Genomic DNA, 22,142 nt, shown 5'->3' on the forward strand with positions numbered 1-22,142 from the left:
CGATGAGTGGACGCGAAATTTGTTAAAAAATGCAGCCTGACATTCCTGCTGAGAAGTTACAGCGGACACGGGAACTAATGAATCGCCATGTTCCTGACTGTGTTGTTGAAGGCTATGAGCCATTTATTGAAGGAATAGAGTTACCCGATAAGGATGATCGCCATATTGTTGCAGCAGCAATTAAAGGGCAGGCCGAAGGAATTGTGACATTTAATATAAAAGACTTTCCGAATGATAAGCTAACACCATTTGGCTTGTCTGCTATACATCCGGATGTGTTTTTGTCTGACATGTTTGAATTAGAGCCCGGCCGGGCATTGTTGGCCGCAAAAGGCAAAGAAGCTCATTAAAAAATCCACCGATGTCAGTAGATGAGTATTTAAATTCACTGCAAAGGCAAAAGTTGCCCACATTCGTTTCAAAGCTACGCCAATTTGAAATGATGTTGTAATGACTGACATAGTTACCGCTAATGGCAATATGGCAACTAAAAGCAGTGCGCCAGGCGCACTGCTTCTCCATTCACTTTTTACAGTTCAAAAGACAGTCTCACATACGCCTGACGGCCTAACGGGTCGGCGGCGGTAGACAGGTACTTGGTGAAAAAGGCTGCCGGTGGTTCGCGATCGAACAGGTTCACGGCACCCACAGCAATCTGATATTGTTCGTTGCCGCCAAAGCGGAACGCGTACTGCGCATCAATCACCGTGGATGAACTGATCTGTCCCCATGGCGTGGTGTAGTTCATCGGCAGAAACACGTCATCTTCCACACCATCAACAAAGCGCATGGTGACGTTTGCGGAGTGGGCGTTGTGCAGCCAGGATACCTGCATAGTGTCACGGTATTCCGGTGCAACAGAACCGGGGTTGTTGTCGTTTCTGCGTCCTACCACGTCATACACGGGTTGGTCCGGGCCCACCTGCACGGTGTACTCGTTAATCCAGGTCAGCGAGTTGCTGATGCTGAGAATGTGACCTTCGATGATTTCTGTACGGTAATCCAGACGCCAGTCAATGCCGTTTGTTTCGGTTTTACCCGCATTGAAATATCCCACGTTTACCGCCAGTAACCGGCCATCAGCATCCCTGATCAAATCAGGCCCGTTTGGATCCCGCTCTATCACCTGAGTTGCTGTTTCTGCCGTTACCTGATTCTCAAACTCAAAGCTCCAGTAATCTATCGATGTGGTTAATTCATCTGTTACTGTCCAGGTCATGCCGATATTAACGTTTGTTGATTCTTCCGGCTCCAGGTCGGGATTGGCAATTGTATTGATTACACGGAAAGTCCCGTTGTCATTCGGGTCCAGCGGATCAATAGTCTGGCTGACGCCGGAAGATGACTGATTCCCCACTGAGTGCGCCAGAGACGGTGCTCTGAAAGCGGTACTGGCAGAGAGTCTGAAGGTGAGGTCGTCGGTAGCACGCCAGTTAAGACCTAATTTCGGATCAGTAGTGGTGAAGCGCCCGTAGTCTTCATAGCGCAACGCCAGTTGCATATCTAAATCCAGTGTCCAGGGCAGGAATAACTCTGCAAAGACAGCATCGATGGTCCGTGAGCCTTGTCCCGGAGACTGCTTGCCGGTAAAGCCCCAGCGTCCGGCCTGCGTCGCCGCATCAACAGTAACTTTACGGGTTTCCTTTCTGGTTTGCCCGCCAATAGCCACACCAATCGTTCCGCCGGGTAAATCAAACCATGAGCCATTTGCCACAAATTCAAAGATTTGATAAATCACTTCATCCGAAGAGCGGCCGGGTTGCAACAGATTGTAAAATACACGGTCGTCATGGGTAAGCTGATCTTTACCAAATGGGCTGAACCAGACACAGTTTCCTTCACCGGCGGTTTCAGCGCTGCTTGGATTGCCAAACGGATCTGTCTGGCAATCTGCGCCACCATAACCATTTAAAGCATTTTGCAACATTTGCAGATCCGTGTCCGGCTCTGTATTCAGTGTGCGCTCCTGACTCCACACTCCGCTGACTTCGTACTGCCAGTCAGAGAAGCCCAGCTCACCTTTCCCCCCTAATACTAAATGGGTACCGTCCACGTCAGATTCTGCGAGACGGTAATCCGCATTAATTCCCAGCACACGGCCATTGAACTGGACATCAACGCCGAAAGGATTATATGGGTTTTCCGCCGGGACAACAGGGGATCCCAGTGAGATGGGCATACTGGCGACACCATAGCGATTACCTTCCTGCTTATAGAAGCGGCCTTCGAAGAACATCTCATGCTCATCATTTACAAGGTAATTGGCTGATGCATAAGTTAACCAGGTCTTAGATTCTGGCATGATCGGGTTCATTTGCTGGTAGCTGAACTGGCAAGTGCCGTAGGGAAACGGATTGCTGCCAACATAAATGCCGCCGGTGCCTTCGGCGGTACAGTGCGGATCGGCCAGCGTCACTCTGTTGCTGCCTGTATCTGCTGAAATCTGGTCGTACAGGGCGGAATAGTTTACCGGTCCGTTTACGCCATTATCGATGATGACATCTGAACCGTCAGCGCTGACAGGGCGCTCTGTAAGTACGAAGTTGCCCGGCTGCGCTGTACCTGAGGTGTTGTTAGTGGCTGTGACAGCGCGATCTGAATTCTGCAAATTTGATTTGTACTCGTAGCTGCTGGCGATCATGCCGTGAAACTTGTCGTTTCCGCCACCCAGTTTAAATTGCAGCAAATTAGCCGGTGCGTTTTCAATTGCCGTATGTTGCCAGCTGGCCGTCACACCTTCGTAGCGATCATCGGTTATGATATTCATGGCGCCGGCTATGGCATCAGAACCATAAATGGCAGATGCGCCGTCCAGTACGGTTTCAATTCTTCCCACCGCGATAGTGGGAACTAAGGCGGCAAGGTTGGTGTAACTGTTACGTTTAGCATCCATTTCCTGTGAAGAAACACGGTGTCCGTTAAGCAATACCAGCGTGGAAGAGGGGCCCAGACCCCGCAAGTTAGCAGAACGGGTCTGACGGGATTCTGAGCCACCGCCGGCTAGGTTATTTACGCCGCCCACACTACCCGTGTTCGCCGTGTTGTTTACAATGATATCGTCCACACCGGAAAAGCCGGATTTGAGGATTTCTTCACTGCCGACAATCTGGATGGGTGATGACATGGAAGCCTGTGCATCGCGGGTTACATAACTACCGGTCACTCTGATGACTTCAACGTCTTTTTCTTCTTTGTCCTGAGCAAAAACAGTTGTTGATGTTGCCGGGTTAAGCAGAGCGGCGAGAACGGCGAGTTGCAGCTTGCTTCTTAAGAGCGGATGCTTTTTTGATGTGCTGAACATGATGTTTAGTCCTGAATCTGGTCGGACGGCAACCACTAATGCCGTCCTGTTTTATGTGTTTGCCAGCTCCTGGCCGGCAGTCCTTATCAGTTCTCATCACACCATGGTGATATCAATAAGTTAAATTAATTTATACTATTAATTAACAAATTTTTAATATGAATGGGTTTTAAGTTTCTGAAATATAATGGTTTGGTGTTGAGGGGATCAGCTCAATTTTTTCATAATCCAATATAGACGCTATTTAATTATGGTTTTGGCGGGAGCTACCTGAAAAGTCTCTTTTGACTTACCGTTTACCGGTGCGTCGATGACGCCGGGTTCAGTGCCGTGCTCAACCCATTGTTGCAGGGGAGGAAAAGCATCAAATTCGCTGATAAACGGGCCGCCGGCGCAGTGAGACATACCCGGCACTTCGTAATATCTGGCATTAAAAGGCGATCCGGTATCTGCCGCGGCCTCCCGGAAATCGCGTGCTGTATCGGTTGACGATACAACCGGGTCTGCCAGGCCATGATAAATAATGAGTTTTCCGCCTTGTTGCATGAAGGCAGACAAATCCGTTTCTGTGGCGTCGATACGCGGGGAGAGAGCATTTCCTGCCCGCTGATAATCTGTGTGCCAGTCAAATGTCCATGTATCCCATTCCGCCTGATTAAATGCCCACAAACGCCAGAAGTCTGCTCTGGCAGGTTGCGAAGGATTTATTGGATCGGCCATATAAGCGGCCCAGCCTGCACCTCTGGTGTATTCACTGCCGGGTGGAAAACCCGGATAGATTTGCTCATTAGTGACAGGATCGACCGGACCCTGATAAATCTTTGGCTGCCACTGTGTGAGAACTCAGAAGACAAGTGGCAACTGCAAGTTGGCTCAGCAGTAACCGGCTTAAGAACACCCGGCTCATTGTGCATTCTGCCTGTTTAGTATTGCCAGACCGGCGCGGGATGTACTTTGTCGTTGCAGTTCCCTGTTTATCCATAATCCGGTTTCACTGAGTTTGAGTAAATCGATGCCGTGGTTAAACCCTTCGCGGTCAAGCAGATAAACGAGATCCTCAGTGGCTACATTGCCAGTAGCGCCTTTTGCGTAAGGGCAACCGCCAATGCCGCCCACAGAGGCATCAAAGGTACGGATGCCTTCTTCCAGTGAAACATAAATGTTGGCAATGGCCTGCCCGTAGGTGTCGTGCATGTGCATGGCAATTTTGTGTGGCGGAATGCTCTGTAACAGGGCTTTCAGTAAGTGCCTGATACGTCCCGGCGTGCCTGTGCCGATGGTGTCACCTAAAGACACTTCAACACAGCCCATATCAAACAGCTTCTCTGTTACATTAATCACACTTGCGTGTGAAACGTCACCATCGTAAGGACAGCCCGCAACGCAGGATATGTACCCCCGCACCGGTATGCCTGCCTGTTGCGCCGCGCGGGTGACTTCTGCAAAACGGATCAGGCTGGTGGCAATATCGCAATTCAGGTTTTTATGGGAAAAACCTTCTGATGCTGAAGCGAATATCGCCACTTCATCTGCTCCGGCACTTACCGCCTGCGCAAAGCCTTTCAGGTTAGGGGTAAGGGCTGAATAAATCACCCCGGCTTTACGCGATATGCCTTCAAATACGGCAGGGGTATCCGCCATTTGCGGAACGCGGTCCGGGCGAACAAAACTGCCGGCCTCAATATGTGTTAACCCGCATCCGGCAAGCTGGTTGATGAGCATAATTTTCGTGTTCAGGGAAACCGGTAACCGCTCGCTTTGCAGGCCATCTCTGGCACCCATTTCCACTATCTTAATATCGGTGTTCGTCATGTTTTTACCCTATAACGACTTTTATAAGGGGATCACGCCAAGCAACACGGCTACCAGCGTCATAAATAACGACACGCCGGCCAGTAAGGGCAGGGCGTAGCGCTGATGATCTGCCAGACTGATTTGCGTAAGACCAATAAGCAGGAATGTCGCCGGTGTTAACGGGCTGACCGGAAATCCGGTGGTCATTTGTCCCAGCAGTGCACCGTGTGCCACGCTGACAGCAGGCAGGCCCGAATCAGCAGCAATGCCTGCCAGTACCGGCATAATGCCGAAGTAAAAAGAGTCCGGGTCAAACAACAGGCTCAGGGGCATAGATAACACTGCGACCACAAGAGGCATATTTCCGGTTAATGCCTCAGGTAACAAGGTACTGCCACTTGATGCCATGGCATCCAGCATGCCAGAGTGCTTCAGTACGCCGGTAAAACATCCGGCAGCAAACAGAATGCTGACCATCATGAATACCGGCGCAGCGTGGTTATCGATGGTTTTTTTCTGTGCTTCCTGCGAGGGGGCATTAATCAGCAAAGCGGCCAGCGCACCGCCGGTAAACGCCACAACAGGGGGGAGCAGACTGGCGACAATGGCGCTTATGACAATGACTATGAGCCCAATGTTGATGAACCATTTTACGTCTGTCCGGCGGGTTTGCTGTGCTGAAGTGATGGACGTATCTGAAATCGCATTTTGTTTCAGCCGTTCTTTATGGCCCATCCAGTAAGCAATCAGGAGCACAAAAGCAAAGCCGCAAAGATGCACCGGCAGTAAGGGCGCGTAAAGCTCCATAACCGGTACGTCGAGGGCGGCGGCTGCACGGATGGTGGGACCACCCCAGGGAAGCATATTGTTGACACCTGCCGACATCGCTACCAGTGCTGCCAGCTTTTTACGCTCAATATTCAGTGCATCAAAAACCGGTAATACCGCGGGTATCACAATTAAAAAGGTACTGGCGCCGGAGCCGTCCAGATGCACCAGTGCGGTAATCAGCACGACACCGGTGAACAGTTTTCTCGGGTCGCTGCCGCACACTTTCAGCACGCCGTAGATAAAGGGCGTAAACACATGGTTGTCGTTCATGATGCCGAAAAACAATATGGCAAACATGAACATGACCGCCACCGGAGCAATAGCGGTGATACCCTGAACCAGGTAGCCGGGTACCGCCATGCCTTCGCCGGCAATCAGCGCGCCCGCTACAGGGATAGCGACAAGTGCAACCAGCGGGGAGAGCCGTTTGCTGACGATAGCCAGCAAAACGGTCACGATGGTCAGAAAGCCGGTGAGCGCTAACATAAACTGTTAACGGGCTTCTGCGGCAGTCGTTTCAATCAGGTACTGACGAAACGGTACCTGTTTAGCAAAGGGAGGCGGCGTAATAACCTGCGTCATAAAGACTACCAGGCTTTGGGTTTCGGGGTTGACCCAGAACACCGTATTGCCGGAACCTGCCCAGCCGAAAGACCCGTCGGGCATGAAGTTTTCAGCTTCGGTGTCCGGTGATCCAATAGCAAAGCCGTATCCGAACGCCATCGGGGCGTCGTTACCAAATTCTTCAATGGTGATGCGTGGCGCAAATAAGGCATCCACAGACGCTTCGCTTAACAGCCGCTTACCGTTATAAGTACCTTTATTTGCCAGCATGGTGGCAAACGCCACGTAATCAGAGGCGGTGCCGGCCAGTGCACCGCCGCCATCGAGTAAGCGGTTTGCATCTCTGTAATCCGTATTTTGTGCCGTTTCTATGACCTTCAGACCATTCTCAGTCATCAGATAATTGGTCACAAACCGGTTGAGATCGTCACCGGTGACAAAAAAGCCGGTGTTGTTCATACCAAGAGGCGTAAACAGGTTGTTCTCAAGCCAGTTATCCAGCCGCTCGCCGGTAACGGTTTCAATAATTTTACCCAGGAGGGTAGTGGAATAGCTGTAGTCAAACGTTTCGCCCGGTTGGCTCAGCAGCGGGGCCGCGGCGAGTCGTTCAGCCAGTTCCGTGAGATTACGCGCCGGCGCGCCGTCAGTTGGCAGTGTGCCGACGGGGGTATCACGCTTCACGCCATATTTCCGGTAATACTGATGAACCGGTGTGTTGCCGGTAAAGTGATAGGTTATGCCTGATTTATGGGCCAGCAGGTCATCAATGGTCATTTGCCGCTTTACCGGCTCCGTGACCATGTTCTCAAGGTCGCCGGACACATAAACCTGTGAGTCTTTGAAGGCTGGCAGATACTTGCTGACCGGATCGGACACCTGCAACTTACCCTGCTCCTGCAGCATCATAATGCCAACACTGGTAATGGGTTTGGACATAGAATAAAGACGAAAAAGGGTATCATCCGTCATCGCCGTTTTGCTGCCAGTATCCTGATACCCGTTCACATAATGATAAACCGGCTTACCCTGCTCAATAATTGTGGTGACTGAGCCCGGCATAGTGCCGTTTTCAACCAGCGTATCTAATTTGGCAGACAATGCCGCAAACCTGTGGTCATTGTCAGCAGAGGGCGTTGCACATCCGCTCAGCGAAGCAAAAGTAAAAAGCGCAGCTGCACCGAGAATGTATGATTTTGCCTGAATGTTGAAACTCATTTTTCACTCCGTTCAGTGCTGAATATGATGTTCTTTTTCTGTAACTCATCGATAGCGTCGTGGCTGTAGCCTAATCCTTCAAGAATGCTCACCGTATGCTGGCCGGGTAGCGGTGGCGGTAAATCGTCTGTGACTTCTCCGTCAACATTGAAAGGTTTGCCGGGTTGCCGTAAGCGGCCTTCAGAGGGGTGCTCGTATTCATTGAAAAAGCGGATGGATGACAGGTGCGGGTCATGAAGTAAGCCATCAATGTTGTTCACCGGAGCAAAAGGAACGTCAATCTCAGTCAGTGCGGTGACCCACTCTTCCGTGGTCCGCGCAGGAGTGGCTTCACTGACAATTTTATACAGCGAGCCCACGTTTTCGCTCCGCTTTACCGGATCGGTCACCGTGGCGTGCTCAGTCATATCTTCGCGTCCAATCAGGCGGAAGAAGCGCTGCCAGTGACGGGTGCTGTAGGGCAAAATACTGATGTAGCCGTTTGCCGTAGGAAAGGGCTTACGGTAGGGTGAATTCAGCCGTTCATAGCCGGTGCCGCCGAGAGGCGGTACAAAAGTTTCGCCGGCCAGTTGCTCGGTCATCAGAAATGACACCATGCCTTCAAACATGGGCGCTTCAATGCAGGTGCCCTCGTTATGTTTCAGGCGGTGAACCATGCCGGCCAGCACCGACATGGCCAGATGCATACCGCCCACTTTGTCGCAAATAATTGTGGGAATAAAACGGGGCTGACCGTCAGATGTGCGGTTTAGATAGGCAATGCCGCTTTCCGCCTGAATGATGTCATCGTAAGCAGGTTTGTGGGCATACGCGCCGCTTTGACCGTAGCCGGGCGCAAAGCAGTACACAATTTTATCGTTGATCTTCTTTACCGCAGGATAGTCAATGCCAAGACGCTCTGCCGTAGCAGTACGCATGTTGTGAACAACCACATCGGCTTCTGCGATCAGCTTTTGAAGTATTTCCTGTCCGCCCTCACTTTTTAAATCCAGAGCGATGGCTTTTTTATTGCGGTTACAGTTGATGAAGCCCGCCCCCATTTCCGCTGAACGGCCGGGTCTGACGGTTCTGAATAAGTCCCCGGTGATGTTCTCTACCTTGATAACGTCTGCACCAAAATCACCAAGGAATTGCGTTGCATAGGGCCCTAAAACGATGGTGGTTAAATCAAGGACCTTGATCCCGTTGAGCAACGAAAACATAGATTCTCCTCAGATAAGCCGGCGGATGGAAAGGGTAACGTGCCGGCTACTTAATTTTTACAAGTTGTTCATACTATGCGGAATGGTTATCTATCAGGCAAATCAATTAATTCTATAATTCAATATGGAAAATCTATTAATTAGGCGGGGGCTTTGTCAGCCCCGCTGCCGGAATCTGATGTTGTTTGATACGGAGCTGACGTTCAGAAATCAAATTAACCTTTTTTGGATTAAAAGTTTACATTTTATTCATACTATGATTTTCTATTATCTATAACTCCAATAAATAAATTGTATAAATCTATAGTTTATTTTAATTAATTGGGTGTGCTCACGTGGTCAACATCAAACATCTCAAAGCCTTCATTGCTCTTGCCACAGAACTTCACTTTACCCGGGCTGCAGAACGGGTTTGTCTCACCCAGCCAGCACTAAGCTCGCTGATCCAGCAGTTAGAACAGGATTTCGGGATCCAGCTTGTAAGAAGACATACCCGCCAGGTTGAACTGACGCCTGCCGGAGAAGAGTTTCGTGACACGGCAGAAAAGCTGGTGGCTGACTTTGAGCAGGCCATATACGACGTTAAAACTTACAAATCCGTAAGGCGGGGCAGGCTGGATATAGCGGTGCTGCCCTCAGTTTGCAGCTCTTTGCTGCCACGGGTGCTGAAACGTTTCAATAGCGATTATCCGGATATCCGGTTAAACATTCAGGACTGCGCCGGACAGGAGATCATCAATGCGCTGAATGAAAAGCGGATTGATTTCGGTATTTGCTATGCCCAGTCTGATAAAGAAGTGGAAGCACTGACCCTAATCAAAGATGCCATGGTGGTGGTGTGTGCTGATAATCACCCTCTGGCAAAGGAGAAGTCTGTCAAATGGGCACAACTGGCAAATCAACCGGTCATTGCTATGAACAAGGGGACGACGATCCGGACCCTCATCGACAGCACGGCACTGGCTCAGGATATGAAGCTGGATATTATTCTTGAACCCATGCAGATGACATCTGCTTTTGCCTATGCAGAAGCCGGACTGGGCGTGGCAGTATTACCCAGTTCAGGAGTTCCGGCACGCATGTCCCCGGGATTACGGGCGATCGAACTCACCCATCCGGTAGTGGAAAGAAATATTTCTTTACTCCGGCGTAGAGGGGTTGCCTTGTCTCCCGCCGGTAATATTTTAAAGCAGTATCTGATGGAGGCGGTTAATGGTTCAAGGCCCCCAATTACAAGTCTGTAAACTCTACATTTTTTCGCGTGTATATTTCTGTAGCCGTATCACTTTTAAAACACCGTTTTCTCGTAACTTATTGATCCCAAAGGGCGGCACTGGCTTTGCATCAGTTAACTCCGAATGACTATTCATTGTTCTCAAAAGACATATCAATTCAGGAGGTCGTTATGATGAACACGAAGAAAACATTAGCTGCTGTATTTGTTACTGCCACTTTATCCAGTGTTGCCGGTGCCGCTGCAGCCAAACAGGTTGAAACACAGACCGGTGCCATGCAGCCGGTGAAAATGGAAAATCAGCAACAGACTAACGCCCGTGACCGGATGAATAAAGCTGTGATGCAGGCTCAGGACTCCAACACCACAACGCGTCTGGCAGATATGCCGGATACCTGGATCACGCTCACTGGTGAAGTCACTGATGTGGATTCAAAGTTCTTCACGCTGGATTACGGTGACGGCACTATTTTCGTAGAGCTTCATAATACTGACCTGGACGCACAGGCATATGAAGAGCTGGAAGGGAAAGATGTCATGGTAACCGCACAGCTGGATGATGGTTTATTTACTGACTCCCGAATCGTGGCACAAAGTGTTTTTGTGGACGAGCTGGAAACAACCTATCTGGCTGATGATGTGGACCAACATTCCGCAGATATGTACTTGAGTGCTGCAAATTCGCTGGACGTGGATGACGAAGAAATGGTGCTGGTGGGCACAGTTCAGTCTATCGGTAAAAAAGCACTGCAGTTAAAAGTAGGCGACTCAACGCTGACTGTAGAGCTGGACGATCTTGATGACATGCCGCTGGATCAGGATGGCAAGCTCACACTGATTAAGGGCGAGCGGGTTCGTGTCACCGGTGAGATGGAAGAGGAATTCTTCAATACCTTTACCGTTGAGGCCGAAGGCCTGATGAAAATGAAAAGCTAATTTGACGAAACGTAAAGCGCCCGCCCTCCGGCGGGCTTTGTTTTCTGTGAACGTTTGTAATCACCGCTGAGGAGAAACAATAGTGAATCCCATAGCCAATATGTCCGGACTGAAAACGGCGATAGCCAATGGTGAAGAAGACAGAGTAAAGCAACTACTGGCGGGACAAACGCTGGACGAGTTGCAGAAAAGCTATCTGATAGATCTTGCAGACCTCGCCGGTAATGAGTCAATTAAAACATTGCTTCAGGACGCACCTGAAAAGCCTTGAGCGATTACTTAACTTGTTCTCTTTATCGGGCCAGCTATCCCCGGGGATAGCTGGCTTTTTAGGCCCCGATTAAACTACACGTTTCTAATCCTTAAAATCAATTTAAGCAATCAATTTACTTCGTTTTATTCAAAAATAGTAATCGACCATAATCTTCTCAACGGACAGAAACAGTCGCTACCTGAGCACTTAAATAAAAATCTGTCCATCACAATAGTGTCAGTTCAGAAGGATAATATTATGAGTCAGTGTCCATTTTCGGGTAAGAACCCTCAATCTGTTACGTTAACCTCGGCTAACGGTGCGCCGGTTGCGAATGATAATCAAAGTCGCACTGCGGGTCGTCGCGGGCCGGTGACTTTCGACAATCACTACCTGTTTGAGAAGCTGGCTCATTTTAACCGCGAGCGTATTCCCGAGCGTGTCGTCCATGCCCGAGGCAGTGCGGCTTACGGCACCTTCACACTGACCAACAGCCTGTCGGATTATACGATAGCTGATTTCCTGCAGCAGGAAGGTCAGCAAACACCGGTATTTCTGCGCTTTTCGACAGTAGGCGGCGGCCAGGATTCAAGTGATTATGCCCGTGATCCCCGTGGCTTTGCTGTGAAGTTTTACACAGAGCAGGGAAACTGGGATATGGTGGGCAATAACACGCCGGTATTCTTCTTACGGGACGGGATTAAATTCCCCGACTTTATTCACAGTCAGAAGAAGAATCCGCGGACTAATCTGCCTGATCCGCAGGCGGTTTACGAATTCTGGGCGAATAACCCGCAATCGTTGCACCAGTCCACCATTTTGATGTCTGACCGCGGGATCCCGTTATCATACCGCCATGTGAACGGATACAGCTCTCATACTTTGAGTTTATGGAACAGTAAAGGTGAGCGTTACTGGGTGAAATGGCACTTCAAAACTAATCAGGGGATTAAAACGCTGACCACTGAAGAAGCTGCACAAATGCCGGCCTTCGGCGCACAGCAGGACCTGGTTGCCAGCATTGATAAAGGTGACTATCCATCCTGGACCGTGAAGGTACAGATCATGACGGAAGAGGAAGCCCGGAGCTACCACATAAATCCTTTTGATTTAACGAAAGTATGGCCACACAAAGACTTCCCGTTAAAGGAAATCGGGCAGCTTGAGCTGAACCGCAATGTTGATAACTACTTTGCAGAAACGGAGCAGGCGGCGTTTGCACCAAATAATTTAGTACCGGGGATTGGTGTATCGCCGGACAGAATGTTACAGGCGCGCTTGCTGGCTTATCAGGATGCACACCGTTACCGCGTGGGCGCGAATGTGAATCAGATCCCTGTGAATGCGCCAAAATGCCCGGTGCACAACTACCAGCGTGACGGTGCTTTTGCCGGTATTAACCCCGCACTGGCAAGTAGTGGTGCTAACTTCTATCCGAACAACCGTGCTATGGCCGGTGAGCCGGCAGAAGCTGTGCAATATGCAGAGCCACCCATGCCGCTGGAGCAGGATGCATGGCTGGACATTTACGATACGCAGGATGATGATAACTTTTCTCAGGCCGGTGAGCTGTACCGCATCATGAACGAATCGCAAAAGCAGCAACTGGTAAGCAATATTGCAGATGGTTTAAGTCAGGCAACTGCTGATGTACAGGAAGCCATGTTTGCACAATACGATGCCGCCGATGAAGACTACGGACGCAGAGTAAAAGAAGCCGTGATGGCAAGACTGACTGGCGGCTAAACGCCGGTAATAAAAAGAAGGGCCGGTGAGGTAAGTCACCGGCTCTTTTTTATCTCTGCAGTGAAGCTATTTTTGCAACCGGCGACTATGCCGGCACTTTAGCGCCCAGCGGTAACCTGCGAACTACTTTACCGGTTATGCTGCTGATGGCATTTAAGATAGCCGGAACGGCAGGCGGTACGCCGGGCTCTCCGATCCCCGTTGGCGGCTTCACGGAGTCAACCGTAAATACTTCCACTGCAGGTGCTTCATTGATGCGAAGAACCGGATAATTGTGGAAATTGCTCTGTGTTACCACACCGTCTTTCAAGGTGATTTCCTGTTTCAGGAATGACATAGCAAAACCGATCCCGCCCTCTACCTGTGTCGCCACATTGACCGGGTTAATTACCTGGCCGCAGTCCACAGCGCAGTACACTTTGTCTACTTTGTATGTGTTGTCTGCACGCACTGTGACTTCCGCTACCTGAGCAACGATGGTGTTAAACGACTGACGTATGGCAATACCCCGCGCACGCCTTTCGCCCTCTTTGCCCTGTGGTAGTGGCGTATTCCAGCCGGATTTCTCAGCAACGAGATCCAGCACGTTTATAAATTCAGGCGCATCAGCCAGTAATTTACGTCTGAACTGGTAAGGATCCTGTCCGGTTTTAGCGGCAATTTCATCAATCAATACTTCGCCGACAAAGGCAGAGTGTGAATGGCCTACAGAGCGTAACCACGAAACAGGTACATCACCTTTAACCAGGTGCTGTTCTACCAGCATGTTATTAATGGCGTAGGGCAGGCCGTGAGCACCTTCCATCAGCGTATGGTCAACCTGCGTGGCCGGCATGGGGAAGAAACTTTGCCCCACAACACGCCAGCGCCAGGAAGCCACACTGCCATCGGCGTTAATCATGATTTTGTTGTTGTGTATTGTCATCGGGCGATACTGCATGCCACCCATGTCTTCTTCCCGCAGCCACACCATTTTGATTGGCACGCTTAGTCCTTGTGCACGGGCAACTTTGGCAATTCGGGCTGCTTCTATCACAAAATCGCAGCCCGGGCCGGCACGGCGGCCGAAACTGCCACCTGCATACAGCTGTGTGATCTGCACTTTCTCAACCGGCAAACCGGTCTCTTTGGCGATGGCTGCCTGGTCTGCGGTATGCCATTGTTCGCCGTTCCACATATGACAGCTGTCTTCCTGAAGGTGAATCAATGCGTTCATCGGCTCCATTGCTGCGTGAGCAAGGTAAGGCAATTCAAATACCGCATCGATTTCATAACCGCCTTCAGGCACTTCAGCTAATTGCGGGCCGGTGTTTGCTACTTCAAGCCCGGGCGTCGCGGCCAGCTGCCTGTATTCTTCAAACAGGGCTGCGGTACCGGCGTGTGAACCGGTATTCCTGTCCCATTGAATATTCAGCGCATCACGGCCTTTCTTCGCAATCCATGTGTTTTTAGCAAGCACAGCAACGCCGCCCTGAATCACGTTGTCACCGGGGATTTCCAGTACTGCAACGACGCCCGGCACCGCCATGGCAGGCGCCTTATCCACGCTGGCTACTTTAGCGAACTTACGTGGCGGGTGGGCAATGACGGCTACCAGCATATCCGGTAGCTTGATGTCCTGAGTATATACCGCTTTGCCGTTTACTTTTTCCGGCACGTCGACACGGCGCATGCCATCCGCTTTTCCGATGCGCTGATACTCAGCCGGTTTTTTAAACGTAAGTGTACCCGCATCAGGCACCGGTAACTCTGCTGCGGCATCGATAAAGGCACCGTAACCGGCACGCTTATTCGTAGCTTCGTGAATAACGATACCGTCTTCCACAACCAGTTCTTTAAACGGGACTTTCCACTCAAGGGCCGCTGCCTGAAGTAACATGTGACGGGCTGATGCTGCTGCGGTTCGCATTACATTCCATGCACCGGCCATAGCAGTACTGCCGCCGGTGCCCTGCACATTAAAACCTACCGCCGCCAGCGCTGGATTGCCGTATTTTTCTAAATCGGCAGGGGAGCCCGTCACCTGCAGTTGCTCCGGTGTAATGTGTAATTCCTCAGCCGACAGTGTAGCCAGGCCGGTGAAGGTTCCCTGGCCCATTTCTATGTAGCTGGAAATAATCGTAACAAAGCCGTTTTTATCGATTTGAATAAACGCATTGGGCATAAAGACATCAGACCCGGCGTTTTCTGCGGCCAGCGCAACCTGGCCTTTAAAGTTTACCGCCAGCGTCAGTGCGCCCATCCCGGCCAGAAACTGCCTGCGGGTAATGGCAGCACCGTGTTGCGCTGCTTCAGGTTGTTGCTGTTGTTGAGGGTTAATGATCATTATTTCAGCTCCCTTGCCGCACGGTGAATAGCGCTGCGGATCCGCGGATAGGCTGCGCAACGACAAATGTTTCCGTTCATGGCGGCATCAATATCGTCATCCGTAGGCGCAGGTTTCTCTTTCAGCAACGCGACCGCAGACATGATTTGACCAGACTGGCAATAACCACATTGCGGCGCCTGCTCCTCTATCCACGCAGCCTGAACAACTGCACCAACCCTGTCGGTTTCAACGGCTTCAATGGTGGCGACAGCGGCTCCTTCCAGAGCCAGCATCGGAGTGACGCAGGATCTGACCGGCTTGCCATTAACGTGCACGGTACATGCACCGCACTGGGCCATACCGCACCCGAACTTTGTGCCGGTAAGCGCGATTTCATCTCGTAAATACCACAACAGTGGCATTTGCTGGTCTCCGTCAAAGGTTTCGGGACGACCGTTTACGGTAAGCTTAATCATGATATTTCCCTTGAAGCTGGCCTGTTCAGATTACGGGTTTCAAAATGTTTGTATGCAGGGGGAAAGCGATTCTTTGTGGTGGTAGCATATGCATTGTGCTAATGCGTAATATGAATCTTTAGATCCCTGACTGTAAAAGATAGCGCTAATTTGCTGTGAAGCGATAGTCTGATCCTGTGAAAGTATTGCCTGATCCTCCGGGGGCTTTTTAATTGTATATCACGGGGATATCTGGCCCTTTCCAAGTAACTGTAACCCATCTATTTATTAAAAAAATTCATAGGTGCTATGCACAGCTTTTGAAAAACTTTGGCGGTGGTTTGGCGTAATCTGAATAACCTTTCCAACATCAGGAACTCAGTGTTATGCATACTTTCGCAACGTCATTCAGTGTGGCCTGTTTACTCGCTATTTCTTCATTGTCTTCAGCGCAATCTCTTGAAGTCACGCAAAACGGTGAACAGCAGGCAATCACCGGCTCAGACAAGTTCTTCACCGGTACCAGTATCGTGAATCCTTATTTCAGTAATAAAGAGGCCGGTGTTTCCGGTGCCAGTGTCACTTTTGCGCCAGGTTCGCGCTCGGCCTGGCACACCCATCCCAAAGGACAACATCTCGTTGTTACCGAAGGTACGGGATACGTTCAGGAATGGGGTAAAGAAAAGCAAACCATTAAGCCCGGCGATGTGGTCTGGACCCCGCCCGGTGTTAAACACTGGCACGGTGCTGCGGAGCATTCCATGATGTCACATATCGCCATTCAGCAATTCGATGATGGCAAAAATGTGGTTTGGATGGAAAAGGTCAGTGATGAGGAGTACCTGCAAACACCGGTTTCCCCGTAAATTCAGAACACGAATGCAACAGTGACAGCGTAATGCGAATTAAAGAGGCTGTGATATAGTGTTTTATAAGGTGATGAAAAACTGTCTTTACGGGGAAAATATTAGTGACAAACCTTCATCAGCAGGCGCTGGACAAAGCCTCTCAGGGAAACTGGGACAGCGCCCACGCGATTGTCGAAAATGAAAATGATGCATTGTCATGTTTAATTCACGGCTATCTGCACCGGGTAGAGGGCGATAAATTCAATGCCCGCTACTGGTACACCCGTGCCGGCGAAACGATGCCTTCAAACAGTCTGGATGACGAGTTTGTCCGCATAAACGAAATGGTAAAAAGATGATTCACGCCGGTATCTGCTTCCGCTCCGGTACTCACAATTATGTCACTGACAACACAAGGGATTTGAATTGAGCTCATCACCATTTTTAATGCCAGCGCTGCTTCTCATGATGACTGCCTTTTACACCCTTGCGGACGACGAAACTGCCGCTGCAGGCGACTCACCTAACCGCAACCTGACCGGTTTTGAGTCGCTTGATGAAAAGCAGCCATTGTGGGAAGTGGGTATTGGCGGCGGCATTATAGAAGTGCCGAATTACCCTGCATCCAAAGAGCGTAATTTTGTCGGACTTGCTGCACCGTATGCCATCTATCGCGGTGATATTTTTCGTATTGGCGGTGACGGCGGGGCCCGTGCTGTATTTCTGGAAAATGAAAAACTTGAACTGGACATGAGTTTCAGTGGCGCGTTCTCTGCCGACAGCGACGACAATACGGCGCGGGAAGGCATGCCTGAGCTGGATTATATGTTCGAGGCCGGTCCGCAGCTTATCTACAAAATACGGGATTTTTCATTCCAACGTGGTGGAAATGGCAGGCTTACCGGCAGAGTGCAGGCAAGGGCTGTATTTTCAACAGATCTTGGTGATTTGCATACCAGAGGTTATGTTTTTGAACCGACTTTACGTTATCAGCAGCGCGGCGTCTTTTTCGACAGTACCGGACTAAGTCTGGCATTCAGAATGACCTGGGCGACAGAAAAATTGCATGACTATTTTTATCAGGTCGATGAGGCGTATGTTACATCGACTCGTCGTCAATTTAATGCCAAAGGTGGTTATCTGGGATCAGAAGTGTCGCTGGGATTGTCTTTTCCTGTTATGAATAAAGTTCGCGGGTTTCTGGGCACATCTCTGCAATTTAATCAGGGTGCAGCCAATGAAGACAGCCCGCTGTATGAAAAAGATGTGACTTACAGTATAGGAGTTGGATTTGTCTGGCGGGCCTGGGAGAGCGAGGCGAGATCCAACTGGTGAGTTTACGCATATTAACCTGTTCAGAATAATAAGCAGGACAACCCATTGATGTTAGAAAATGTGAAAGCGCTTAAACGTTATGTGTTAAGTGCGCCCGACAGGGTAAACGCATTGCGGGTGAATACCGCTGAAACTGTTGTCATTAACGGTTTCTGGCGTAGTGGTACTACATGGTTACAGGAATTGGTCGCGGAAGGTTTGAGTGCCAAACGGGTGTTTGAACCTTTGCAGGCCAGGTGCGGATATATTCAGAAAGCCGTGCAGGGCATCGCACTGCCTGACCAGGGTTATGCTTACATTAACGGTTTTATGCCTTATGCGACAGCGGCACATCCGCCGTCTCCGGATATGAAAGCGCTTTTGCATCAGGCGCAAAAAGGCATACTGACTAATCCGTTTGTGTTGCGTGATCAGGCACTACTCGACCCGGGCAGGGCTTTTAAAAACCGGGTTGTAGTGAAGTATGTGAAAGGGGCATTAAGCCTGAAATATCTGAAAGATACTTATCAGTGTCCGGTCATCCATATTTATCGTGATCCCCGTGCCGTAATCTCTTCCATTAAAGCAAGAAAAAACTGGGCTGAAGGTGCGTTTGAAAACTTTTCTCTGTCCAACCATTTGCTTAATGTGAACGATGGCAGGGCTGATTACTTCAGCCGGTACAGTGATGACATCCGTGCTATCGATAAAGCCGGAGATTTCGAAAGGCTTACCGGCTATTATTTTCTCACGGAAAAATTTATCGAAGACAGCTTCGCCGGTGACTCACTCCATTACGTGCGGTTTGAAGAGCTGGCCAGAAATCCTGATTTGGAATTCCAGAAGATTGCCGGATATCTGAATTGTGATGACATTAAAGTACCGGACTTTAAAAAGCCGTCTTCAACAGCTTACGTGCCTGATTCGACAAAGAAAATGGAGACCAGTAAAGTGACTTCCGGCTGGGCCGGTAAGCTTGGAGAGGCACACTTACAGACGATAGAAGATATTGCAGCAAGGTTAGCTATGACCCCGCGTTTAACCGGTCTGGCAGGCGAAAAAAACACGTCAGAACAATCAACCAGAGAGTATGCTGAGTCAAAATGAAGATACGAATATTACTATGGTGTTTATTTATGTGCGCAACCTTTAACGCTAACGCAGATACGGAGTCACAAACCGTCAGACATATCGTTGTATTCAAATATACCGGCGATGCGAGTGCTGCGGATATTGATAAAGTCACCCGCGCGTTTGCTGAGCTAGAGCATAAAATCCCCGGTATTGAATCATTTGAGCACGGGGTGAATAACAGTCCGGAGGCGCTTAATAAAGGCTTTACGCATATTTATCAGCTCACCTTTACTGATGAAGCGGCACGGGATACTTATCTGCCCCACCCGGAACACAAGAAGTTTGGTGAGTTACTCGCTGAACTCGGCATTCTGGATGACGTCTTTGTGGTGGATTACGCGAAGTAAATTCTGTTCAGGCCGTCGTTTAGCGGCCTGAAATAAACTGACTTCTGTTCAGTTTTACAAAGGTCCATACATCACTCTCTTCAATGAGAAAACGGCCTTCCGCCGGCAGATCCTCTTTGTCCCCGTCGTCAGTAAAGCCAAGTTTTGCGAGTATCTTTCCGGAAGGCGCATTACCCTTTTTCAGATAATGCGATACCAGTCTGTCCATTCCGAGTATTCCGAAAGCCAGTTCACACATACTTTCTGCCGCTTTTGTTCCCAGGCCTTTTCCCCAGAAATCCACTCCCAGCCAGTATGAAAGTTCTGCTTCCCGTTTACGCCAGTCTATTTTCTTCAAAATACAGCATCCTGCCGTTTCAGAGCCCATGGTAATGACGAAATGCATCTCCTGAGGAGGGATTGATTTTCCGGCAGCAATCCATTTCAGGACGTCCTGCTCACTACAATTTTCCGGTACGCCACTTGTCCTGGTTATTCGCGCATCTTTTGCGATTTCAAGTAGCGCGGGAACGTGATCTGGCTGAGCTAATGTTAATTTCACTATTAATACTTCTGAAATACCGGAGATAGCGCTATGTTATCAAAGCTTCTTCAGAACACCATTCATAAACTCAGGTCTGGTCAAATATCAACGATTTATGCGCACCGATACCTGCAAGTGTTCCGGATGCAACAGCAAGTGTTCCACTCTGCATCGGGTTAGATAAATCGCCGGCTACGAATACGCCTTTAACGGAACTCTCTTTAAAAGCATCTACACAAACAACTTTGCCTGCCGGTGAATCGGCAAGGGCCAGACTCAGCTGTTTCAGAAACGGAGCATGCACTTCTATTTGCGGAGAGACATACAAACCGCCCAGAGGAATAATTCTCCCCCCTGCGAGGGTGACAGACTCCATTTTCGCATCATTACCATTCACTGCAACGACAGGTGTATCCTCTATACGCACTTTCCGGGATTCTAAAAGTGACAAAAGATCACCTTCAGGCGTATACATGCCCTGAGTGAATAATGTTGTATTGCCCCAGTCCGGGAGCATTGCCGCCTGGTGGAGAGACATGTCTGATGTGGCCAGTACACCAAGCTCAGTATTGCGAATTTCGTATCCGTGACAATAGGGGCAATGAACAACATTTTTACCCCAGTATTTTTTGATTCCCGGCAGTTCAGGCAATTTGTCTGCTATGCCGCAAGCTAGTATCAGCCTTCTGCCGGTTGCTTCAATATCCTGACGGGTTCTGACTTTAAACACATTTTGCAGCTTTTCCGTCGTTATTACAGCGTCCTGCCATAACGTGAAGGTCGGATAAGCAAATAGTTGCTCTAATGCCGTTTTACGGATTTCATCCGGTGTTTTGCCGTCCAGACAGAATACGCCGTGAGATGCGGATGCAAACCGGTTTCTTGGTAGATTTGAATCGATTACCAGCACATTGCGTTGAGCACGGACCAGTTGCATGGCTGCCGATAAACCGGCGAAACTGCCTCCGATAATGATGACGTCATAGTTCATAATGTCGCTCCGGTAGATTTAATGTAACTTATGATGTTACAAATTTAAGTTAGCATGAATCATGTAACATTAAAAGTTTCATGTTATGCTCAACTAATTGAAATTAGAGAATGTAAAATGAGAAAAGACAGCCGCCTTTCGCGGGTGCTGCATGTTCTGGTTCATCTGGACGTGCACGAACAACCCGTAACGTCAGAAAGCATTGCTAAAATGCTTACTACAAACCCTGTGGTGGTCAGGAGAACGATGGCGCTTTTAAGAGAGTGCGGGTACGTTGCAGCAGTAAAAGGACATAAGGGGGGATGGTCGCTTTCATGTTCCCTGTCAGATATTACATTGCTTGATATTCACCGTGCTCTTGGTGAAAGAAGTGTATTTACTATAGGACTCACTGATGAGCACAACAACTGTTTAATTGAGCATGCGGTAAATCGCGCACTCGACGGTGCGATGAAAGATGCTGAAGCACTTTTGCTCCAGCGGTTTGGAGAGGTGACGCTGGCAGATCTCAGCAGAGATTTTGAGAACAACTATGGCTAATTGTCTTTTTCAATCGAATTACCCCCGGTCACTGCTATGCGCATGGCGGTTTCTACATCAATATCCAGCGGCGTAACTTTTTCCCTCGGTAAGTACAGCGTGTATCCGCCAATCTGATAGCTCATGGGCAAATACACGGCTACTTTGTCCTCATCAGGAAATAACTTATTGGCCACCTTATCGCTGGTCATAAAGCCAATTAACTTAATGCCACCTTCCATTTCTACGGAAACCGCTTTTCTGCTGTCTTCGTCAGGCTTTACTTCAAACAGTTCTACTGCATCCTGCACGGCACCGAACAATGTTTTTACTACCGGTACGCGGGCAAAAATACGTTCACCTAACAAAATAACCCAGTTGAACAGATAGGCGTTAATTAAAATGCCGACGGCAGTCAGGGCGAGAATGACTGTAACGACGCCAAGGCCAGGGAAGTAGTAATCTTCAGGAAGAAAGGGCGATAACAATGCTTCCGTTGTACTGACCAGCCAGACAAGAAAATAGATAGTAATGGCAAACGGCAGTATGGTGATCAGCCCTTTGACCGGTAATAAGATCAATTTATTCAGCATTGTAACCCTTTTGGAAAATTAGCGGTGTAGTGTA

The 22,142-nt window shown here is 49.4% G+C and carries 23 protein-coding genes; 12 read left to right on the forward strand and 11 right to left on the reverse strand.

The features are described 5' to 3' along the window. Nucleotides 1-77 precede the first annotated feature (77 nt). Nucleotides 78-350, forward strand: a complete 273-nt coding sequence (locus tag ACXAGR_RS12975) for a hypothetical protein (RefSeq protein ID WP_474850883.1) — start codon at nt 78-80, stop codon at nt 348-350. Between the two features lie 11 nt (nt 351-361). Continuing rightward, on the forward strand, nt 362-451 hold the full coding sequence (locus tag ACXAGR_RS12980; RefSeq protein WP_474850885.1) for a VapC50 family PIN domain-containing toxin: 90 nt from the start codon (nt 362-364) through the stop codon (nt 449-451). A 78-nt stretch (nt 452-529) separates the two neighbouring features. Here ACXAGR_RS12980 and ACXAGR_RS12985 read toward each other — a convergent pair whose 3' ends face one another. The 6 genes from ACXAGR_RS12985 to ACXAGR_RS13010 all read right to left on the reverse strand — a co-directional run bounded on the left by ACXAGR_RS12985 (nt 530) and on the right by ACXAGR_RS13010 (nt 8,907). Beyond that, nucleotides 530-3,301: a TonB-dependent receptor domain-containing protein gene (locus ACXAGR_RS12985; RefSeq protein ID WP_474850887.1), complete on the reverse strand. Its 2,772-nt coding sequence runs from the start codon at nt 3,299-3,301 to the stop codon at nt 530-532. Between the two features lie 240 nt (nt 3,302-3,541). Then, nucleotides 3,542-4,120: a tannase/feruloyl esterase family alpha/beta hydrolase gene (locus tag ACXAGR_RS12990; protein ID WP_474846442.1), complete on the reverse strand. Its 579-nt coding sequence runs from the start codon at nt 4,118-4,120 to the stop codon at nt 3,542-3,544. A gap of 84 nt (nt 4,121-4,204) precedes the next feature. Continuing rightward, on the reverse strand, nt 4,205-5,113 hold the full coding sequence (locus ACXAGR_RS12995; protein ID WP_474850889.1) for a hydroxymethylglutaryl-CoA lyase: 909 nt from the start codon (nt 5,111-5,113) through the stop codon (nt 4,205-4,207). Between the two features lie 21 nt (nt 5,114-5,134). Further along, on the reverse strand, nt 5,135-6,412 hold the full coding sequence (locus ACXAGR_RS13000) for a CitMHS family transporter (protein ID WP_474850891.1): 1,278 nt from the start codon (nt 6,410-6,412) through the stop codon (nt 5,135-5,137). A 6-nt stretch (nt 6,413-6,418) separates the two neighbouring features. Further along, nucleotides 6,419-7,705, reverse strand: coding sequence for a serine hydrolase domain-containing protein (locus ACXAGR_RS13005; RefSeq protein WP_474850893.1), 1,287 nt, complete (start codon nt 7,703-7,705; stop codon nt 6,419-6,421). Then, entirely contained in the window at nt 7,702-8,907 is a 1,206-nt protein-coding gene (locus tag ACXAGR_RS13010) for a CaiB/BaiF CoA transferase family protein (RefSeq protein ID WP_474850895.1), read from the reverse strand. Before ACXAGR_RS13010 ends, ACXAGR_RS13005 begins: the two co-directional genes overlap by 4 nt. A gap of 335 nt (nt 8,908-9,242) precedes the next feature. Between ACXAGR_RS13010 and ACXAGR_RS13015 the strand changes: the two genes are divergently transcribed. The 4 genes from ACXAGR_RS13015 (at nt 9,243) to ACXAGR_RS13030 (ending at nt 13,076) form a co-directional block, all read left to right on the forward strand. Continuing rightward, nucleotides 9,243-10,151, forward strand: coding sequence for a LysR family transcriptional regulator (locus tag ACXAGR_RS13015; RefSeq protein ID WP_474850897.1), 909 nt, complete (start codon nt 9,243-9,245; stop codon nt 10,149-10,151). A 161-nt stretch (nt 10,152-10,312) separates the two neighbouring features. After that, nucleotides 10,313-11,077: a hypothetical protein gene (locus tag ACXAGR_RS13020; protein WP_474846363.1), complete on the forward strand. Its 765-nt coding sequence runs from the start codon at nt 10,313-10,315 to the stop codon at nt 11,075-11,077. An 82-nt stretch (nt 11,078-11,159) separates the two neighbouring features. Next, on the forward strand, nt 11,160-11,348 hold the full coding sequence (locus ACXAGR_RS13025; RefSeq protein ID WP_150154239.1) for a hypothetical protein: 189 nt from the start codon (nt 11,160-11,162) through the stop codon (nt 11,346-11,348). A gap of 240 nt (nt 11,349-11,588) precedes the next feature. Then, entirely contained in the window at nt 11,589-13,076 is a 1,488-nt protein-coding gene (locus tag ACXAGR_RS13030; RefSeq protein ID WP_474850899.1) for a catalase, read from the forward strand. Nucleotides 13,077-13,161: 85 nt separating this feature from the next. On the opposite strand, the gene ACXAGR_RS13035 is transcribed toward ACXAGR_RS13030, so the two are convergent. Next, nucleotides 13,162-15,402: a xanthine dehydrogenase family protein molybdopterin-binding subunit gene (locus tag ACXAGR_RS13035; protein ID WP_474850901.1), complete on the reverse strand. Its 2,241-nt coding sequence runs from the start codon at nt 15,400-15,402 to the stop codon at nt 13,162-13,164. Next, entirely contained in the window at nt 15,402-15,860 is a 459-nt protein-coding gene (locus ACXAGR_RS13040; RefSeq protein ID WP_474850902.1) for a (2Fe-2S)-binding protein, read from the reverse strand. The genes ACXAGR_RS13035 and ACXAGR_RS13040 overlap by 1 nt, the downstream gene beginning before the upstream one ends. A 365-nt stretch (nt 15,861-16,225) precedes the next feature. Between ACXAGR_RS13040 and ACXAGR_RS13045 the strand changes: the two genes are divergently transcribed. From ACXAGR_RS13045 to ACXAGR_RS13065, 5 genes are all read left to right on the forward strand, one after another. Further along, nucleotides 16,226-16,705 (forward strand): (R)-mandelonitrile lyase, encoded by a 480-nt coding sequence (locus tag ACXAGR_RS13045; protein ID WP_474850904.1) that lies wholly within the window; start codon nt 16,226-16,228, stop codon nt 16,703-16,705. Nucleotides 16,706-16,809: 104 nt separating this feature from the next. Further along, complete coding sequence (locus ACXAGR_RS13050; protein ID WP_474850906.1) at nt 16,810-17,046, forward strand: hypothetical protein; 237 nt, start codon at nt 16,810-16,812, stop codon at nt 17,044-17,046. A 106-nt stretch (nt 17,047-17,152) separates the two neighbouring features. Next, nucleotides 17,153-18,022 carry a MipA/OmpV family protein gene (locus ACXAGR_RS13055; protein ID WP_474850908.1) on the forward strand — a complete coding sequence of 290 codons (870 nt, stop codon included), beginning with the start codon at nt 17,153-17,155 and terminating at the stop codon, nt 18,020-18,022. Between the two features lie 48 nt (nt 18,023-18,070). After that, nucleotides 18,071-19,108, forward strand: coding sequence for a sulfotransferase domain-containing protein (locus ACXAGR_RS13060; protein ID WP_474851165.1), 1,038 nt, complete (start codon nt 18,071-18,073; stop codon nt 19,106-19,108). A gap of 29 nt (nt 19,109-19,137) precedes the next feature. Beyond that, complete coding sequence (locus ACXAGR_RS13065; protein WP_474846349.1) at nt 19,138-19,482, forward strand: Dabb family protein; 345 nt, start codon at nt 19,138-19,140, stop codon at nt 19,480-19,482. A gap of 19 nt (nt 19,483-19,501) precedes the next feature. Here the strand turns inward: ACXAGR_RS13065 and ACXAGR_RS13070 are convergent, their stop codons facing one another. Both ACXAGR_RS13070 and ACXAGR_RS13075 read right to left on the reverse strand, forming a co-directional pair. Continuing rightward, nucleotides 19,502-20,023, reverse strand: a complete 522-nt coding sequence (locus ACXAGR_RS13070) for a GNAT family N-acetyltransferase (RefSeq protein WP_474850910.1) — start codon at nt 20,021-20,023, stop codon at nt 19,502-19,504. A gap of 70 nt (nt 20,024-20,093) precedes the next feature. Continuing rightward, nucleotides 20,094-20,996 carry an NAD(P)/FAD-dependent oxidoreductase gene (locus ACXAGR_RS13075; RefSeq protein ID WP_474846345.1) on the reverse strand — a complete coding sequence of 301 codons (903 nt, stop codon included), beginning with the start codon at nt 20,994-20,996 and terminating at the stop codon, nt 20,094-20,096. A 117-nt stretch (nt 20,997-21,113) separates the two neighbouring features. Here ACXAGR_RS13075 and ACXAGR_RS13080 point away from each other — a divergent pair, with 117 nt between their 5' ends. Continuing rightward, nucleotides 21,114-21,536: an RrF2 family transcriptional regulator gene (locus tag ACXAGR_RS13080; RefSeq protein WP_474846343.1), complete on the forward strand. Its 423-nt coding sequence runs from the start codon at nt 21,114-21,116 to the stop codon at nt 21,534-21,536. Here the strand turns inward: ACXAGR_RS13080 and ACXAGR_RS13085 are convergent. Then, complete coding sequence (locus ACXAGR_RS13085) at nt 21,533-22,108, reverse strand: DUF502 domain-containing protein (RefSeq protein WP_349584786.1); 576 nt, start codon at nt 22,106-22,108, stop codon at nt 21,533-21,535. The two genes, ACXAGR_RS13080 and ACXAGR_RS13085, sit on opposite strands and share 4 nt — an antisense overlap. Nucleotides 22,109-22,142: the final 34 nt, after the last annotated feature.

The sequence above is a fragment of the Alteromonas sp. ABH4_457 genome, assembly GCF_056160625.1.

Coding starts and splice junctions, on each gene's coding strand:
- ACXAGR_RS13040 (WP_474850902.1), bottom strand. CDS start 15,860: ATGATTAAGCTTACCGTAAACGGTCGTCCCGAAACCTTTGACGGAGAC.
- ACXAGR_RS12985 (WP_474850887.1), bottom strand. CDS start 3,301: ATGTTCAGCACATCAAAAAAGCATCCGCTCTTAAGAAGCAAGCTGCAA.
- ACXAGR_RS12995 (WP_474850889.1), bottom strand. CDS start 5,113: ATGACGAACACCGATATTAAGATAGTGGAAATGGGTGCCAGAGATGGC.
- ACXAGR_RS12975 (WP_474850883.1), top strand. CDS start 78: ATGAATCGCCATGTTCCTGACTGTGTTGTTGAAGGCTATGAGCCATTT.
- ACXAGR_RS13065 (WP_474846349.1), top strand. CDS start 19,138: ATGTGCGCAACCTTTAACGCTAACGCAGATACGGAGTCACAAACCGTC.
- ACXAGR_RS13080 (WP_474846343.1), top strand. CDS start 21,114: ATGAGAAAAGACAGCCGCCTTTCGCGGGTGCTGCATGTTCTGGTTCAT.
- ACXAGR_RS13020 (WP_474846363.1), top strand. CDS start 10,313: ATGATGAACACGAAGAAAACATTAGCTGCTGTATTTGTTACTGCCACT.
- ACXAGR_RS12980 (WP_474850885.1), top strand. CDS start 362: ATGTCAGTAGATGAGTATTTAAATTCACTGCAAAGGCAAAAGTTGCCC.
- ACXAGR_RS13005 (WP_474850893.1), bottom strand. CDS start 7,705: ATGAGTTTCAACATTCAGGCAAAATCATACATTCTCGGTGCAGCTGCG.
- ACXAGR_RS13045 (WP_474850904.1), top strand. CDS start 16,226: ATGCATACTTTCGCAACGTCATTCAGTGTGGCCTGTTTACTCGCTATT.
- ACXAGR_RS13055 (WP_474850908.1), top strand. CDS start 17,153: ATGATGACTGCCTTTTACACCCTTGCGGACGACGAAACTGCCGCTGCA.
- ACXAGR_RS13010 (WP_474850895.1), bottom strand. CDS start 8,907: ATGTTTTCGTTGCTCAACGGGATCAAGGTCCTTGATTTAACCACCATC.
- ACXAGR_RS13030 (WP_474850899.1), top strand. CDS start 11,589: ATGAGTCAGTGTCCATTTTCGGGTAAGAACCCTCAATCTGTTACGTTA.
- ACXAGR_RS13000 (WP_474850891.1), bottom strand. CDS start 6,412: ATGTTAGCGCTCACCGGCTTTCTGACCATCGTGACCGTTTTGCTGGCT.
- ACXAGR_RS13085 (WP_349584786.1), bottom strand. CDS start 22,108: ATGCTGAATAAATTGATCTTATTACCGGTCAAAGGGCTGATCACCATA.
- ACXAGR_RS13035 (WP_474850901.1), bottom strand. CDS start 15,402: ATGATCATTAACCCTCAACAACAGCAACAACCTGAAGCAGCGCAACAC.
- ACXAGR_RS13075 (WP_474846345.1), bottom strand. CDS start 20,996: ATGAACTATGACGTCATCATTATCGGAGGCAGTTTCGCCGGTTTATCG.
- ACXAGR_RS13060 (WP_474851165.1), top strand. CDS start 18,071: ATGTTAGAAAATGTGAAAGCGCTTAAACGTTATGTGTTAAGTGCGCCC.